The organism is Caballeronia sp. SBC1 (assembly GCF_011493005.1).
Taxonomy (GTDB): domain Bacteria; phylum Pseudomonadota; class Gammaproteobacteria; order Burkholderiales; family Burkholderiaceae; genus Caballeronia.
In genome coordinates, this window is the sequence record NZ_CP049157.1 from 590,031 (window position 1) to 604,930 (window position 14,900).

A 14,900-nucleotide genomic window follows, 5' to 3' on the forward strand; every position below is an offset into this window, starting at 1 on the left:
GGGTTGCTTATGATTCAATTACGATGCGAGTTTTTCGGCTGCCACCTCTATGCCAAGTTCCTTGCGGAACATCGCCTCCATCTCGAGACGTACGCGTACGGCTTCCTTGGTGGTGTCGAAGGCCACGTCGCTCCAGCGAACCGGCTGCCCTGCCGCAACCGGACGCTGCAGCACCATGTTGTGCGCAAGGCCAATGGGCAGTGCGCCCTGCACCAGCGAGTCCACCGCGGGCATCAGCTTGCCGTAGACGGTGTGACCGCCCTCGCCGTCCAGCCGTTCACCCGCTCGCAGGTCACGCTTCGCGGTGGCGGCAACGTCTCCGTGGAACCCCGTGGTCGCGCCCGTGGCCTCACCGCGCACCGCAATGCTGGCAATCGATACCCCGAGTTCGAGACCGATCAGGTGATACGGCTTATACATGGCAGCGAAACGCCCGCTCTTGTCAGTCTTGAGACCGTATTGCGCAAAGCAGTCGCGGACGTAATCGGAGGGTGCTTCAAAAACGGCGTAGACGCCCCAGCGCAAGTCGCGGAACACAGGACGGCCATCGCGTTCGAGCGACGACACCACTTCCACGCTGCCGCGATGCGGAAGGATCCCGCCCTCAGAGGCCGGGCGTAGCAACTCAGGCAGATCGTCGACGCCACAAGCGGGGAACGCCAGGCCATCAGGAGGCGGACGCAGATCGCATGCGTTCGATACCGCCGCCATTTCCAGCGCCGACTTCGTGCCATCAAGGAACGAGTTGAACATCTGGGCGTTGAAGTCGCCGGAAGCAACCTGCTCTTCCGTGAAGCCGTAGTAGCTCCAGACGGTGTCGGGGGTTGACTGATGATAGACCGGCAAGTACTTGGTGCCCTTGCCGGCACAGATGACGTTGAAGCCAATCGTGCGAGCCCAGTCCACCAGTTCCGCAATCAATGCCGGTTGATCGCCGGAAGCCATCGAATAGATGATGCCCGCCTCCGCCGCACGGCGCGCAAGTAGCGGACCGGCAAGCACGTCGGCTTCAACGTTGACCATCACAATGTGTTTCTTGTGCTTGCAGCACAGCAGCGCGTGATGGATGCCCGCTGCGGGGCTGCCCGTTGCATCGATGACGATATCGACGTGGTCACTTGCGATCATCGCGTCGGCGTCGTCAGTGATGAAGGTCGAGCCGCTGCGCAAAGCCTCCGCCCACGAACTCGCGGAATAACGCGCTTCTTCCCAACCCACACGCTGCATCGCGCCGCGTGCCCGCGCCGGCGAGAGATCGGCGATGCCGACCAGATGAATGCCCGGCGTACGCGGTGCCTGCGACAGATACATCGATCCAAATTTACCAGCGCCAATCAGCCCTACTCTGACGGGACGCCCTGCCTGGGCACGAGCTTCGAGCTTCGCAATAAGCGACATGCTGTCTCCTTTAATCATACGGTTGAATCGCGATTCGACATGGTTCTTCGTACCGGATCGAGCCGCGCGCCTTCATCGGGGAAGAGCATGAAGGCAAAGATAGCAGCCAGCTTTTTGCAATAGAATGGGCAATTCCACAACCGCGCTGTGCAAAAACTCCCATGCGAAGATTTGATTGGGATTCCCTGCAAGCCTTCCTGGCTGTCGCGCGCGCGGGGCGTCTCACTGTCGCAGCGCAGCAAATGGGCGTAGACCATTCCACGCTAAGCCGGCGAGTCGCCTCGCTTGAGGCAAGCATTGGCGTGCAGTTGTTCGAGCGGCGTTCAGTCGGTTTTTTGCTGACGCCCGAAGGCGAGCGTTTGATGACTGATGCAGAGGCCATGGAGAGCCTGGCCCTGCGCATCAACGCGCGCTTGGGCGACCCATCAGTTGGATTGACGGGGACGGTCAGAGTCGGCACGCCGGAGGGATTCGGGACCTACTTTCTTGCGCCGAGGATTGCGAAGCTCACGGCCATGCATCCCGACCTGGAGATAGAACTGGTCGCTAATCCGCGCATGTTCAGCTTGTCCAAACGCGAAGCCGATATTGCAGTCAGCATGACCCGCCCAAGTCAGGGTCGAGTTTATGCACACAGGCTCAACGACTATTCCCTTGGGGTTTATGCATCGCCTCAATACCTCGACACTCATGCACCCATCACTACGTTTCAAGATATCTTCAATCATCCGTGGATCGGCTATGTAGAAGATTTGATGTGGAGTGCTGAGCTTGATTACCTGTCGCAGATTTCCACGTCGCTCACGCCGTCCGTGCGTATTTCGAATGTGATTAGTCAGGCCGCAGCAGTTAGCGGCGGCGCGGGGATAGGCGTGTTGCCATGCTTTATCGCCCGCATCGATCCCACCCTCGTTCGCATTCTCCCCGATGAAATTTCGTTAAGCCGCTCCTACTGGCTGGTCACGCATGCGGACTCGCACGATGTAGCGCGAGTCAAGCTCTTGGCGGATTTCATTCGCGCCGAGTGCAGCGCGTCCGGATTGTTCTGGGTGGGATAACGCCGCTAGGACACGCGAGCTGCCGTGCTAGCCAGCCGCTAAAGCACGCCTTCGCGCAGTGCAGCAATCAACCTGAAAATCCCGAACTTTCGACTCGGATAGGCCGCTGACGCCCACGCCGCGCTTCGCCAATATCTGCAAAAAACCTTGCACGCCTATTTTTTTCATGCTGGTATACCAGTCATGAACCAGACAGAAACCAGTGAAATTCCCGAACCTTACACAAGCCTTCGCGCGTTGATCGTCGATGGATCGCTTCGCCCAGGCGAAGCACTTTCCGAACGTAGCCTCGCTGAGCGCTTGCAGGTCGGCCGAACGCCGATTCGTGAGGCAGTTAAATGGCTCGCACGCGACGGCCTGCTTGAAATCGTGCCCATGCGAGGCACGTTCGTGCGCGAGATGTCGGTGGCCGACTTGCGCGAGATCCACGAAATGCGTCTTGCGCTAGAGGGGATGGCGGCGTTCCTTGCAGCGCGCCATGGCCCCTGCGCTTCGCTTGATGAAGCGGCAGCGGGACTGCAAGCGCTGGTAGCAGGAGTCAATGCCGGCCGTGCACTCGACGTTGACGACGCGCAGAGCATTGGCTGGGCATTTCACGACGCCATGTTCGAATGCGCCGACAACGGGCGCTTGCGGCAGACCTATCGAAACCTGCGCGATCAGAGCGGTCTCGCGTTGCGGCGCGTTGAACGCTACAGCGCCGAGCGGACGAAACAGGCGGTGCTGGAGCACTTGGCAATCTACGCGGCGATTCAAGCCGGCGACGCTGAAGACGCTCGCGGACTCGTCTACGGCCACCTTGAACGCGCGATGCAAATTCGCCTGAAGTTTCTCGCGCACACGAGTGACGAGCGGACGTAACCGTCCTCTGCGCCGCTCAAGTTAGTCACGTCACTCATCACCTGTCCCAGGAGAATAGTCATGCGGTCGCATCACGCTCGTAGAAAAATAGCCTTGCCTTTGCAGATGCTCCTCGGACTGGTCCTGGGATGTGTGGTCGGGTTTCTGTTTCCGCATTTCGCCGCGAAGCTTGCGCCCGTTGGCACTGCGTTCGTGCAGGCGATCAAGATGATCGTCGTGCCGCTGGTGTTCACCGCGATCACGCTCGGCATCTACCAGATGGGCAATCAGACCCGCTCGCTCGGGCGGGTGTCGGCGATCAGCCTCATCTACTTCTTCGTTGCGACCGTGATCTCCATCTTCATCGGTCTCGGGCTCAATGCGCTGTTCCATCCGGGCCTGGGTGCGAACTTGGCCGAAGCAGCCAAGCCCGGGAAAGTCATTGCTACGAGCGTTGACTGGACCAAGTTTTTCCTCGACATGATTCCTAGCAATATCGTGGCGGCTATGTCGGGCAGCAATCTTTTGCCGGTGCTGTTCTTCGCGGTGCTTCTCGGGCTTGCGCTGGCCTCGCTCGGCAACCGCGCGAAGCCGCTGATCGATGTGCTGGACGCATTGATGGCAGCGGTGTTCAAAGTGACGGACTGGATCATCTCGCTCTCGCCCATCGCGATCTTCGCGATCATCTCGTGGCTCTTCGCCACCCAGGGGATCGCAACGCTGCTGTCGCTCGTGAAGCTGGTCGGAGTGATGTATCTCGGCCTCGCGCTGCTTGTCGTGATCTTCATGATCGTGCTGAAGGTGATCGGTGAAAAGCCGTGGCAGGTGACGCGGCAAATCAGCGAGCCGGTGCTGCTGGCGTTCGCCACACGCTCGTCGGAAGCAAGCCTGCCACTGCATATGGAAAAGCTGGTGAAGATGGGCGTGCCGAAAGCCGTGGCATCCGTGGTGCTGCCGCTCGGCTATGCATTCAATCGCGACGGCTCGATCATGTACTTTGCGCTCGCGGTGGGGTTTCTGGCGGACGCGTATCGCATTCCGCTCGACTGGCACACGCTGCTGTCGATCGTGATCGTCACCACGCTTGCCAGCAAGGGCAGCGCAAACGTGCCCTCAGGCGGCCTCGTGGCGGTCGCGATGGTGCTGAGTACCATCGGCGTTCCGGTGGAGGCACTGGCGATCATTGCGGGCGTCGACGCGTTTCTCGACATGGGACGTACGGCAATCAACGTCTACAGCAACACGGTTGCCGTCAAGCTGGTGATGAAACTGGCGCACGTGGCTTACGAGCAGCCGGCGAGCGAGGCTGAACCGGAGCCAAGTTCTCCGCAGCATGCGACGGGTGTGCCGAGGGGGATTGCATGACCGGCATGATCGATCTGCGCAGCGATACCGTGACCCGCCCCACTGACGCCATGTGGGACGCGATGCGCGCAGCGTCACTCGGCGACGACACGCTGGAAGGCGACGCAACCGTTCAGACGCTGGAACAGGAAGCGGCGGTGTTGCTGGGTAAGGAGGCTGCACTCTTCGTATGCAGCGGCACGATGGGCAATGTGCTGGCGACGCTTGTTCATGCGAGCCGTGGCGGTGAAGCCGTCCTCGACCAGCACGCGCACATGGCCAACTCGGAAGGCGGCGGCGTCTCCCGGCTTGCGGGCCTGTTCTGTCGCACCATTGCTTCGCGTCGTGGGGAGATGGACCTGGACCTGCTAAGAGATAACGTTCGCGGCGGCTATTCGCGCTACGGCGAACCGACGGCGATGGTCGCCATCGAGACAAGCCACAATGCCGCGGGCGGTTGCGTTCAAGGGCTCGACTATATGGCCCGCGTAGCTGGCATTGCACGTGAACGAGGCGCTGCCGTCCATGTGGATGGTGCGCGCCTGTTCAACGCGGCGCTCGCGCTGGGCGTTGAAGCCCGCGAGATTGCCGTACATGGAGATAGTGTCACGTTCTGCCTGTCGAAAGGGCTAAGCGCGCCGATGGGCTCGGTGCTGCTGGGCTCGCGTGAATTCATCGAACGGGCAAGGACTCTGCGCCGGACAATTGGCGGCGGACTGAGGCAAGCGGGCATCATGGCCGCCGCGGGTCTGGTCGCGTTACGGACGATGCCCGCGAAGCTTGCCGAGGATCATCGGCGCACGATGCTGCTTTGGCAAAGGCTGCAGAACAACGCGCGCGTGGAGACTGATCCACTGGCGCCGCAAACCAATATCCTGCGGCTGGCCGTACCGGACGGCCGGGCGGAGGACTACGCGCAATGGCTCGCAACTCATGGGGTTGCAGTGCGGGCAAGCGGCGCGCAAGCGATGCGTCTTGTGATTCACCGGCATATCGACGATGCGGCCATCGATGCAGTGAGCAATGCGTTCGAGGCTCTGCCAGAGTGATGCCTGGGATCGTGAAGCGCAGCGCTGGCGTCATCTAGCGCGCCTTCGATTCACCATACGTCGCGGGATTCAGGCTGCATGCGAGACCTTGCCAGTCGACATCACCGACCTCCCATCGGGCCGCGTTTTCGCGAGCGATACGTTGATAAAGCTGCATCGCCCACTGGTCGTCCAGATGCTCAGTATCCTGCCCCAGATGCTCAAGCAGAAGCTGACAGCGCAATGCTCGCACCACGTCACGATCCCACACCGCTGCATTCATCTCGCTGTGCCCGAACAGGGAATTCGCATGCAGGTTGCATGAGCCAATCGTCGCCCATACGTCATCGACCAGCATGATCTTCGCGTGAACGTAGACGTATGCCCGGTCGCCGGATCGCGTCTTCCCGGCTATGCCCGTCAGCACGAAATGCTCGTATTGACCGAGCACTTCCAGCCGGTCGAAAAACGGCTTGCGCTCGGGACGTTGGCGCCACAGGCTCACATATTCCTCCGGTTCGCCCGGTACCAAAAGCACTACATGCACGCCTCGTTTGAGCGCCTCCTCGAGCGCATACGCAATCTCCGGCACAGGGAGCGCTTGATTCTCGAGATAGATAGAGCGGCGGGCCGCATTGATCGCCAGCAAGTATTGACCGGTGATCGACCGCTCGCCGCTGGCGATGTCGATTTGATACGGAGCGCATCCAGGCGCCGCATGAGGGTCGCTATAACAACCCGCATGCACGTTGCGTTGAATCTGCACGACGGTGTTGCCTCGTGCTTCGGATAGGTCCGTTGGGAAGGGTAAGCGCTCATCGCTGCCATGCGCCCACACTCCCAAGGCCATGTTCCGCTCGCTGGCCTCGTTCCATCGCTGCACGAAATTGTGATGCACGTCGCTAGCGGATGGGCCCGTGATCTCGACATAGATGTCGTGACGTTGCCCCTCACCCATGTGTCCCGGTTCGACGGCCGCAAAAGTTGGATTGATCCCGCCGACAAAAGCCGTTTCCGACGACCTGCCTGCGTCGACCAGCCAGCTTTTCTGATGATGACAATAGGCGAGAGGAGCACGATCCCAGCGTGCGAGAAAACGCGAGCCGCGTGCGGCAAGCAGGTCGAAGTCCGTGCTCGTGCCGGCGAAGGTCTGCCCGTATCCGCTGCTCTCGGGGTTGGGCCGCCAGAAAATCACACGGACGTCCAGGCCTCGTTCGACCGCGCGGTCCAGGACGTCGAAAATCGAGCCGCGTCCGTCCGGCATCTGGAAGTCCGTGGCCACGAATGTGACCGTGACCCAGACGCTGTGCTGCGCCAGCTCCACGGCTTCGCAAATCCGGCGAAAAGCGGGGCCGCTATCAACCAGAGGCCAGACCCGATTCCCTCCCCGCCTCGGATACGATCCGTGCGTGATGAACGGAATGTGTTGCCCGGGTTCGGTGCTTTCTGACGCGTCATGTTGATCCATCGTGAGCTCTTTATCCCCGCTAACGGCGATGTGGAAAAATGGACCGATCTCCACGTCGAGCATGGCAATTTGACGCGCGATGATGTCGGAAAGAGGTTTATCGGGCTGGGTCAGATAAGCGCCGATGTCGGCCAGCGTGAGACCAAAACCGCGCAACGCCTGAATCCGATGGAGCCGGGCTATGTCGTCGCGGTTGTACAGCCGGTAGCCGTTGTCGGCGCGCGCCGAGGGCGTGAGCAGGCCGATAGCGTCGTAGTGATGCAACGCGCGGACGGTCAGTCCGCTCTTCTTCGCCAATTCCCCTACTTTCAAAAGCATGCATGCCTCCGTTCAGTGCGCACGACAAAGGCTAGAACCTTACGTTACGTGAGGGTCAAGCGCATTGGGCTTCTTTCTCGTTTGGGTCCGAACCAGCGTTGGCCGCGCGTGTGCTATTGCAATAGCGTTTGCCATTGTTTCGCTGCGCACCATTATCTGTAAGTCGCAAGGCACGGTTTGAAAACAAGCCCGCATAGCAGGGCAACGGCGATTCAGATATCCCACTGGGCAGCCAGTCGATAAACGGCGACGCGCCCTTGCCGCAGCCGTCACATCGGCCGCGCTGAATGGGCCAAGTGTCTGCGGGATAACGATACCTTCGTTGTGTACGCTCTCAACTATCAACGCCCTGCATGCTCGCTGCCTGCAGCTCCGCCGAGATGTTCGGCAAGAAACACGTCCATTGCTTCATAGAACTCGAACTGGTTCTCTTCATTGCGAAAGCCGTGCCCTTCGTTTTCCTTTAGCATGTATTTGACATCGACGCCGCGCGCACGCAAAGCCTCCACGATCTGATCGCTCTCAACCTGTTTGACTCGCGGATCGTTGGCGCCTTGCGCGACCAGGAGCGGAGTCACGATCCGGTCCACGAAGAACAGTGGCGACGCATCGTGCAGTGCCCGCTTGCCCTCTTCGGTCTGCGGGTTGCCGATCATCTCGTAGAACATGTCGAGCAGCGGTTTCCAATACGGAGGAATCGATTCGAGAAAAGTGAAGAGGTTCGATACACCGACGTAGTCGACGGCAGCCGCGTATCGATCCGGCGAAAACGCAACGCCCGCCAGTGTCGCGTAGCCACCATAACTTACGCCGTATATCCCGACGCGCGCCGGATCGACAATCCCTTGGGATACGAGCCAGTCGACGCCATCGTCAATATCATTCTGCATGGCGCGACCCCATTGCCCGAAGCTGGCTTCCCAGAAAGCCCGTCCATATCCCGTCGAGCCCCGGAAATTGACCTGTAGCACCGCATAGCCGCGGTTCGCAAGCAGCTGCGCTTCGACATTGAATCCCCACATGTCTCTTGCCCAAGGACCGCCATGCGGATTGACGACCAAGGGCAAGGGCTCGGCAAAATCCTGCCCAAGCTCGAATCCCCCGGGCAACGTCAGGTATCCGCTGAGTTGCAAGCCATCGCGTGCCTTAAAGCGAATCGGCAGCATGGGCGCCATATCGGCACGATCGAGCCAGGGCATCATGTCGGCAAGCTTGGCCAAGCGCCGGCGATCGATGTCGTAGATCCACACTGAGCCGGCCGACCGATCGCTTGCGGCACGCACGATCGCGCGCGACTCGTCGCGCGTGATGCTCACTATGCTAATTTCCTGATCCGGCAACTGCCGCTCAAGATCGGCCCTGACGTCTCGAGCCCAGTTATCGAAGAAATGGCGACGAACCCGATCGTCGATATATAAGGCGGCTGTCAGCACGCGCCGCTTTTTCGAATACACGAGCTCGCTCACGTCGACATGCGTGGTCTCAAACAGCAACGCTCCCTCTTCGCCCGTCTGCGGATCGAATTCGAAAATTGCGGCTTTGTCGCGCCTTCGATTCGATAAAACGTACAGCCGTTTGTCATCGAACGTAAAGAACAAGGGTGAGACAGCTTCACGGAAGTCCGTCGTCAGAACGGCCCGGAAAGGCTCTGTCTCGACGTCGCGGTAGAGCAGCGTCTGATTGACACCATCGGACGCGGTCGCGACGCGCAAGCGCCCTTCGTGATCCGTCATCCAGCCCATGACATTGCCCGGATTCTCAGCGAGCGGCGTCAGTTCTCCGGTCATGACGTCAACACGAAAAACGTCAAAGACCTGCGGATCGCGACGATTCATCTGGATCAACACGTGGCGGTCGTCGTCCCTGAGGTCATCGACAATACTGGCCTTGACGCCATCAAACGGCGTCAGATCGCGCGGCTCGCCACCGTTGATGGGGACCGAAAGCACGTGGAAGTTTTCGTCGCCTCCAAAATCTTTCACGAACAGGATCTGATCGTTGCCCTTCCATGCTTGCCCAGGCACGTCGCGTTCCGTCTCGTTGGTCAAGGCGTGCGGCTCGCCTATGGGAGCGCCGTCAGTATCGATCGCTTGCACGAAGATATTCTGGCGGCCGGAGCACCGCGCAAGAAAGGACAGGTGCCGTCCATCAGGCGCGATTGTGAACGCGTGCTTGTCTGGTCTGCGGAAAAAGTCTCGAACCGCGTACCGTTTGACCGCGCCACCGTTACGGTTACCGTTTTGTTGACGTTCAGCGACCATATGTGCCTCCGTGAAAGCTGAATTTGAACACGAGAGGCACCTTCCTGCACGCCCGAGAGTCTCCGTACGTTCTCATCGTGCGCGTCGCTACTTACGCCTATGCGCCATGTAGCCCAGATAAGCGATGATCGCGTCGAGGTCTGGATCGCTAAGGCGGGTCTTGTCGAAGCCTGGCATCTTCATGCCAGACCATTCCCGGATTGATTTCGGATCGCGAATATAAGCCCTTAGCGCCCACGCCTGGAAGTACTCGGTCGGATTACGCGGCAGGTTCAGGTCCGGGCCGACCGCTGCGTCGCCCGCGCCGTTCATGCGATGGCAAACCATGCACTGCGTGGCAAAGAGTGCCTGTCCACGGCGAACCGGTGAGTTCGCCGGCACCCTGTCATCCACGGCAATTTGCGGCCACTTCGCCGCGCGCGAGACCACCGTACGGATGGCATTGATCTGATACGGCCACTGTTCGCTCATCACACCCGATGCATCTGGATTGATCCAGACGAGATAGAACGGGCCGATATCAGTTCCCTTCGATGTCCGCGGCCAAGGCTTGTCAAGCGGTTCGATCGCGAGCCACGGCGTCGCGCCGTGACCACTACCGCCGCGCACGAGCGCCGCAGGCAAGTTGGTGACGAAACCATCGGTTGCAGTGATCTGCAGTTCGGCATCGGCGGGCAATGTTCGCACGCCCGGCAGCGAGCGCAAGGGCACGGCTCGATAGGTCATCGTGCGATGATAGGTGACGTCGCCCGGGACCTGGATTGTCGCGGCATCGGGCATGGCCAACAAGGTTTCGGTCGTGAGCGTGGCGGGCGTGCCCGTATCGACCAGCAGCTCTGCAGCCATGGCGGGCAAAGAGGCGAAAAGCAGCAACATTGCCGGCGCCAGCGCGATCTTGCTGAACTTATGCAGCCGTATCGTCATTGCGAAGACTCACGAAGATCAACACGAGTGCAAAGGTCGCAAAGAACCGGAACGCACTTTCCTCTCCGTTCCACGTCGTCGACATCCACATGTCAAACCATTCGCCGCCAATCGACATGAACGCGACCTGCCACGTGAGGAAGCCGAGCGTGAGCCCCGCAATCGCCATTTGTTTCGCATGACTGAACGCTTGTCCACTCGCCCGGCGCGCGCGCCAGATGTTGAAGGCGCCGATCCAACAGCACACGGCGGTCGCGGTTTCGAGCGCAATAATCAGCATGTAACCCGCGTTCTGCACGACGGGCGATGTAATCGCGCGATACCGGTTCGGGTTGCCCGGGAAGGTCGTGTCCATGAGGAACACATGCTGCACGAACGCAAGATTGGTCCCGTAATCAGTCAGGTTACCGAAGCTTACGAGCGACGCGAGCAGCGCCATCGCCATCACGAGCAGAAGTTTCGAGACGCGGACGATTTCCATGGCCTCGCTCAGTCGTCGGAGGGTTTGCGCTCGGCCGGCGCGCCGAGCATGACTGTCCAGCCGAGTCCGCGCACATTGCGGATCACGCCCTGGCCGAATTTCTTGCGCACTGAATGGATCAGCACATCGACGGCATTGCTCTCCACTTCCTTGCCCCAGCCGTACAGCTTGTCCTCGATCTGCCCACGCGAGAAGATCGTTCCCGGATGTTCGAGCAGCGCGTGCATCAGCGCAAATTCGCGCGCGGACAGCGCGCTGGCCTTGTCGCCGAAGGTCAGCGTGCGCTGGTCGAGATTCAGGCTTAGGGTGTCATCGCCGAGCCGGGATACGGCGTAACCCGCCTTGCGCCGCAGCACCGCACGGATCCGGGCCAGCAGCTCGCCGACTTCGAAGGGCTTGAGCAGATAGTCGTCGGCGCCAATATCGAGGCCCTCGATGCGCGAATCGAGATCGTCACGCGCGGTCAGGATCAGCACCGGCACCGGATTGCCGCCCGCGCGCGCGGTGCGCAGCAGTTCGATGCCTGACATGCCCGGCAAGCCGATGTCCAGCAGCACCACGGTGTAGTCGGCCGCGCTCATGGCCTTGCGTCCAGCGACGCCGTCGCGCACCCAGTCCACGGCGTAGTCCGCGTCCTTCAGTGCGCGCATCAGGCTTTGTCCGATCTGGAGATCGTCTTCAACCAGCAGGACTCTCATGCCTTCCTCCTGTGTCGACCAGAGTTGGCGCTTTAGCGCCTTACTCTGGTCCCATGCCTGAGTTGGCGCTTCAGCGCTTACTCAGGCGCGACCAGCAGTGCCGTTTCAGCGCTTGCTAAGGCTCAGCAAGCAGTGCCGCTTCAGCGCTCACTCCATTCCCACAGCGCCTCTGCATTTGGCGGCACACGCCTTCAACCCGTTCACCACTACCCTCACGCACTCGCCAGCGGAAAACTGACCGCAGCAATAATCCCCGAGCAGCCATCGCGGCGGTTCTGGATGACTGCCTGACCGCCATACTTCGCCGTGATCGCTTTCACGATCGACAGGCCGAGCCCGGTCCCTTCCACGTCCGCGAGAGTGTTGCTGTTTGCCCGAAAGAACCGGTCGAAGACACGCGGCAGCGACTCCTCGGCAATGCCCGGACCGGTATCCGTGACCTCGATCCACAGTGCGTTCGCCTCGCGACGCATACGCAGGTCGATCGTGCCGCCATCCGGGGTGTAGCGCACCGCGTTGCTCACCAGATTCTTGACGGCAATGGCCACATCTGCCCGTGCAGCGGCGACCTTGTCTGCGAGCATGGCCTCCGCGCCAATGTCGATACCCCGCGCCGATGCAATGGGCAGCACGCCGGAGACGGCATCGACCACGATTGGCGAAACATCCGAAGGTTCGACCGCGATGTCGAGCGGCGCGTCCGCGCGCGCGAGCCGCAGCAACTGCCCGATCAGCGCACCGCTGCGAGCAATGCCGTTGCGCAACTCCTGAAACCGCTCCTGGTTGCCGGCCACAATATGCGGCTGCAGATTGTCCGCCTGCAACTGAAGCGCAGTAAGTGGCGTGCGCAGTTCGTGCGCGGCGTCGGCAATGAACTTTCGTTCGGATTCGATCACTTGCGCGAGGCGCGCGATCATGCGGTTGATCGATTCGACGAACGGCAGCACTTCACTTGGCACGCCCGCGACGGGCAGCGGTTTCAGATTCGCGGCATCGATGGATTGCGCTGCCTGCCCGAGTGGCGTCAGCCGCCGCAGCGTGCCACGCACGATCACAACCACCGCGAAGAGCACGAGCGGCAACAGGATCAGCGTGGGCCAGAGCGTAGTGAGCGCGGCTTCGCGCACGAGCTCGTCGCGCACCGACGAACGCTGCGCTACCTGGATCAAGCTCTCGTCCTGGCGCAGCGTGTAGATTCGCCAGCGTTCGCCATTCACCTGCTCCGAAGAAAATCCTGCCGGGGCGCTTTCGGGCAGTGACAGTGACGGATCGGTGGAGCGGAACGGGACATCGGTCCCGGGCTTACGAATGGTGATCACAATATCGCGCGATGGTTGCGAGCCGCGCGCGGGCGCGCTCGGAATCGCATCGGCGAGATCGCCGCGCATGCGCATGGCGACCTGCTCCAGGCGCAGGTCGAGCAGCGCGCTCATGCCCGTGCGGCAGAGCTGATAAGTACTGATGCCCTGCGCAACGGCGACCACGCTGACCAGCACGGCCAGCGCAATGATGAGATTGTTGCGCAGCGACGGTCTCAACGAATAGCGCGCGAAAACGGACGAAAGCGATGGGTTCATCGGTCGAATTCCGGTTCTGGCTGAAGGACCAAGCGCAGCGCGAGGCTGTCCCCGCGCTCATTGTCTGCTCATTCTTGCCTGTGAACATGCAGTCACGCGAACCACCGGTTCGCTTCACGACCCAACGGGAGATGACTCATGTTCCAGCTCTTCAATCACGACTCGAGCACCAGAAACAGCGATCAGGCCACCTTGCGCATGGACGACAACCTGCCGGCCGAGAAGGTCGCGCTATCCGGTGAACGCCCTGCTACGTATGAAGAAATGCTGCCCTGGCTGCTGCTCGGCGCCGTGGTCGGCTTCTGATCCGCCACACCGCTCATTTTCCCCTCATTCTGCACCGTCAGAATCCTGCTCATCGATATAACGCGCACGACGCCCACGACGCGTCTACGGCACAAGGTAAAGGAATCCGTCATGATCGCCACGCTGCAAACCCTGTTCGACATCTCGCTCGCCATTGCCAGCGCGGCCCTCACCGTCGCGGTCTTCACTACCCTGGTGCAGCTCGGCGCCGTGGTTCACCGGCGCGCGACGCTCCTGTTGCAGCGTCCGCAGAGTTCAGTGCGGATGCAATGAATTGAGCAGTTCCGAGAGTCCGAGCCACAGGATCTGCATGCCAATGCAGAAGATCGCGAACGCGAAGAGTCGCATGGCGATCTGCGTGCCGGACGGCCCGAGCAGCCGTTGGACGTTCGCCACGAAGCGCACACACAAGTAAATGACAATGCACAGCAGCGCGAGCGCCACGCCCACGCCAATGAAATGAGACGGCTGCAGGCCGCTGCGCGGCGTACCGGTGCCAAGCGCGATAGCCACCGAGATCGACCCGGGACCGACCGTCACCGGCAGCGTCAGCGGATAGAACGCCTTCGATCGCAGCGAAACATCCCGACGCGACGCCCGCTCCGATTGCGCTTCCTCGCCGGAGTCATCGTCGGAGGATTGGAGCAGGTTCCAGCCCGCCATGAGGATGATGATTCCGCCCGCCACGCGCAGCACCGGAATCGATATCCCGAGAAACGACAGCAGGTAGGCGCCCACCGACAGCGACGCAAGCAGGATCACGAAGCTGTTTATCGCAATGCGCCGCGCCAGATCCGCGCGCTCCGCCTCGCTCGCGTGCGGCGTGAGACTCAGGATGATGAACGCCGCCGCCGGCGGGTTGATGATCGGGAACAACGCCGCGACAATCAGCAGAACTGTCTTGGTCATTTCGTGGATCACGGGTGTCCATCCGGTCTCAGGTAGGCGGAAAGGCCGGGCAGGCCCGAGCGTGCCAACATCGTGCATGCAAGATTACCGAATACTGGGGCGGATCGACTACGCCTGTTGGCAGAATTTCCGCACTTTTTTTGCAGACAATGACGGGTACTTTTTTTGTGCGATGCGGGATTGCACACCATGCTGATTGTTGATGGTGGTGGCATCGGCTGGACACGCGATGATGCACGGGTAGCCCAACTCGCTCGCCGCATTGAACCCGAACTAATGCCTTGCGCGAT

Annotated in this window: 14 protein-coding genes and 1 pseudogene; 6 read left to right on the forward strand and 9 right to left on the reverse strand. The window is 60.8% G+C overall.

Annotation, left to right across the window (positions count from 1 at the left end; genetic code table 11):
* Positions 1-18: 18 nt before the first annotated feature.
* Positions 19-1,398, reverse strand: a complete 1,380-nt coding sequence (locus tag SBC1_RS20655) for an NAD(P)H-dependent oxidoreductase (RefSeq protein ID WP_165097134.1) — start codon at positions 1,396-1,398, stop codon at positions 19-21.
* Positions 1,399-1,559: 161 nt separating this feature from the next.
* Here SBC1_RS20655 and SBC1_RS20660 point away from each other — a divergent pair, with 161 nt between their 5' ends.
* From SBC1_RS20660 to SBC1_RS20675, 4 genes are all read left to right on the forward strand, one after another.
* On the forward strand, positions 1,560-2,456 hold the full coding sequence (locus SBC1_RS20660) for a LysR family transcriptional regulator (RefSeq protein ID WP_165097130.1): 897 nt from the start codon (positions 1,560-1,562) through the stop codon (positions 2,454-2,456).
* Between the two features lie 183 nt (positions 2,457-2,639).
* Positions 2,640-3,317 (forward strand): GntR family transcriptional regulator, encoded by a 678-nt coding sequence (locus tag SBC1_RS20665; RefSeq protein WP_165097126.1) that lies wholly within the window; start codon positions 2,640-2,642, stop codon positions 3,315-3,317.
* A gap of 60 nt (positions 3,318-3,377) precedes the next feature.
* Positions 3,378-4,661 carry a dicarboxylate/amino acid:cation symporter gene (locus tag SBC1_RS20670; protein ID WP_241202137.1) on the forward strand — a complete coding sequence of 428 codons (1,284 nt, stop codon included), beginning with the start codon at positions 3,378-3,380 and terminating at the stop codon, positions 4,659-4,661.
* A complete protein-coding gene (locus SBC1_RS20675) occupies positions 4,658-5,689 on the forward strand; it encodes a low specificity L-threonine aldolase (RefSeq protein ID WP_165097122.1) in 1,032 nt (343 codons plus the stop codon). The genes SBC1_RS20670 and SBC1_RS20675 overlap by 4 nt, the downstream gene beginning before the upstream one ends.
* A gap of 34 nt (positions 5,690-5,723) precedes the next feature.
* Here the strand turns inward: SBC1_RS20675 and SBC1_RS40635 are convergent, their stop codons facing one another.
* The 7 genes and pseudogenes from SBC1_RS40635 to SBC1_RS20705 form a co-directional block, all read right to left on the reverse strand.
* Positions 5,724-7,199 (reverse strand): phosphatidylserine/phosphatidylglycerophosphate/cardiolipin synthase family protein, encoded by a 1,476-nt coding sequence (locus SBC1_RS40635; protein ID WP_371826762.1) that lies wholly within the window; start codon positions 7,197-7,199, stop codon positions 5,724-5,726.
* Positions 7,182-7,454: pseudogene (locus SBC1_RS39975) on the reverse strand (MerR family transcriptional regulator); the annotation flags it as partial. The pseudogene SBC1_RS39975 and the gene SBC1_RS40635, both read right to left, overlap by 18 nt.
* Before the next feature lie 341 nt (positions 7,455-7,795).
* Positions 7,796-9,550 (reverse strand): S9 family peptidase, encoded by a 1,755-nt coding sequence (locus SBC1_RS20685; RefSeq protein WP_243830309.1) that lies wholly within the window; start codon positions 9,548-9,550, stop codon positions 7,796-7,798.
* A gap of 252 nt (positions 9,551-9,802) precedes the next feature.
* Positions 9,803-10,639 (reverse strand): cytochrome c, encoded by an 837-nt coding sequence (locus SBC1_RS20690; protein WP_165097112.1) that lies wholly within the window; start codon positions 10,637-10,639, stop codon positions 9,803-9,805.
* Positions 10,620-11,120, reverse strand: a complete 501-nt coding sequence (locus SBC1_RS20695; protein ID WP_165097109.1) for a DUF2165 family protein — start codon at positions 11,118-11,120, stop codon at positions 10,620-10,622. Before SBC1_RS20695 ends, SBC1_RS20690 begins: the two co-directional genes overlap by 20 nt.
* Before the next feature lie 8 nt (positions 11,121-11,128).
* Positions 11,129-11,818 (reverse strand): response regulator transcription factor, encoded by a 690-nt coding sequence (locus SBC1_RS20700; protein WP_165097106.1) that lies wholly within the window; start codon positions 11,816-11,818, stop codon positions 11,129-11,131.
* Between the two features lie 212 nt (positions 11,819-12,030).
* On the reverse strand, positions 12,031-13,395 hold the full coding sequence (locus tag SBC1_RS20705) for an ATP-binding protein (protein WP_241202136.1): 1,365 nt from the start codon (positions 13,393-13,395) through the stop codon (positions 12,031-12,033).
* A gap of 138 nt (positions 13,396-13,533) precedes the next feature.
* On the opposite strand from SBC1_RS20705, the gene SBC1_RS20710 reads away from it, so the two are divergent.
* On the forward strand, positions 13,534-13,701 hold the full coding sequence (locus tag SBC1_RS20710) for a hypothetical protein (protein WP_165097103.1): 168 nt from the start codon (positions 13,534-13,536) through the stop codon (positions 13,699-13,701).
* A gap of 111 nt (positions 13,702-13,812) precedes the next feature.
* On the forward strand, positions 13,813-13,974 hold the full coding sequence (locus SBC1_RS20715) for a hypothetical protein (protein ID WP_165097100.1): 162 nt from the start codon (positions 13,813-13,815) through the stop codon (positions 13,972-13,974).
* On the opposite strand, the gene SBC1_RS20720 is transcribed toward SBC1_RS20715, so the two are convergent.
* Positions 13,957-14,610, reverse strand: a complete 654-nt coding sequence (locus SBC1_RS20720) for a MarC family protein (protein WP_165097096.1) — start codon at positions 14,608-14,610, stop codon at positions 13,957-13,959. The two genes, SBC1_RS20715 and SBC1_RS20720, sit on opposite strands and share 18 nt — an antisense overlap.
* Positions 14,611-14,900: the final 290 nt, after the last annotated feature.

Coding starts and splice junctions, on each gene's coding strand:
- SBC1_RS20700 (WP_165097106.1), bottom strand. CDS start 11,818: ATGAGAGTCCTGCTGGTTGAAGACGATCTCCAGATCGGACAAAGCCTG.
- SBC1_RS20705 (WP_241202136.1), bottom strand. CDS start 13,395: ATGAACCCATCGCTTTCGTCCGTTTTCGCGCGCTATTCGTTGAGACCG.
- SBC1_RS40635 (WP_371826762.1), bottom strand. CDS start 7,199: ATGCTCGACGTGGAGATCGGTCCATTTTTCCACATCGCCGTTAGCGGG.
- SBC1_RS20710 (WP_165097103.1), top strand. CDS start 13,534: ATGTTCCAGCTCTTCAATCACGACTCGAGCACCAGAAACAGCGATCAG.
- SBC1_RS20665 (WP_165097126.1), top strand. CDS start 2,640: ATGAACCAGACAGAAACCAGTGAAATTCCCGAACCTTACACAAGCCTT.
- SBC1_RS20670 (WP_241202137.1), top strand. CDS start 3,378: ATGCGGTCGCATCACGCTCGTAGAAAAATAGCCTTGCCTTTGCAGATG.
- SBC1_RS20720 (WP_165097096.1), bottom strand. CDS start 14,610: ATGACCAAGACAGTTCTGCTGATTGTCGCGGCGTTGTTCCCGATCATC.
- SBC1_RS20690 (WP_165097112.1), bottom strand. CDS start 10,639: ATGACGATACGGCTGCATAAGTTCAGCAAGATCGCGCTGGCGCCGGCA.
- SBC1_RS20660 (WP_165097130.1), top strand. CDS start 1,560: ATGCGAAGATTTGATTGGGATTCCCTGCAAGCCTTCCTGGCTGTCGCG.
- SBC1_RS20655 (WP_165097134.1), bottom strand. CDS start 1,398: ATGTCGCTTATTGCGAAGCTCGAAGCTCGTGCCCAGGCAGGGCGTCCC.
- SBC1_RS20675 (WP_165097122.1), top strand. CDS start 4,658: ATGACCGGCATGATCGATCTGCGCAGCGATACCGTGACCCGCCCCACT.
- SBC1_RS20695 (WP_165097109.1), bottom strand. CDS start 11,120: ATGGAAATCGTCCGCGTCTCGAAACTTCTGCTCGTGATGGCGATGGCG.
- SBC1_RS20715 (WP_165097100.1), top strand. CDS start 13,813: ATGATCGCCACGCTGCAAACCCTGTTCGACATCTCGCTCGCCATTGCC.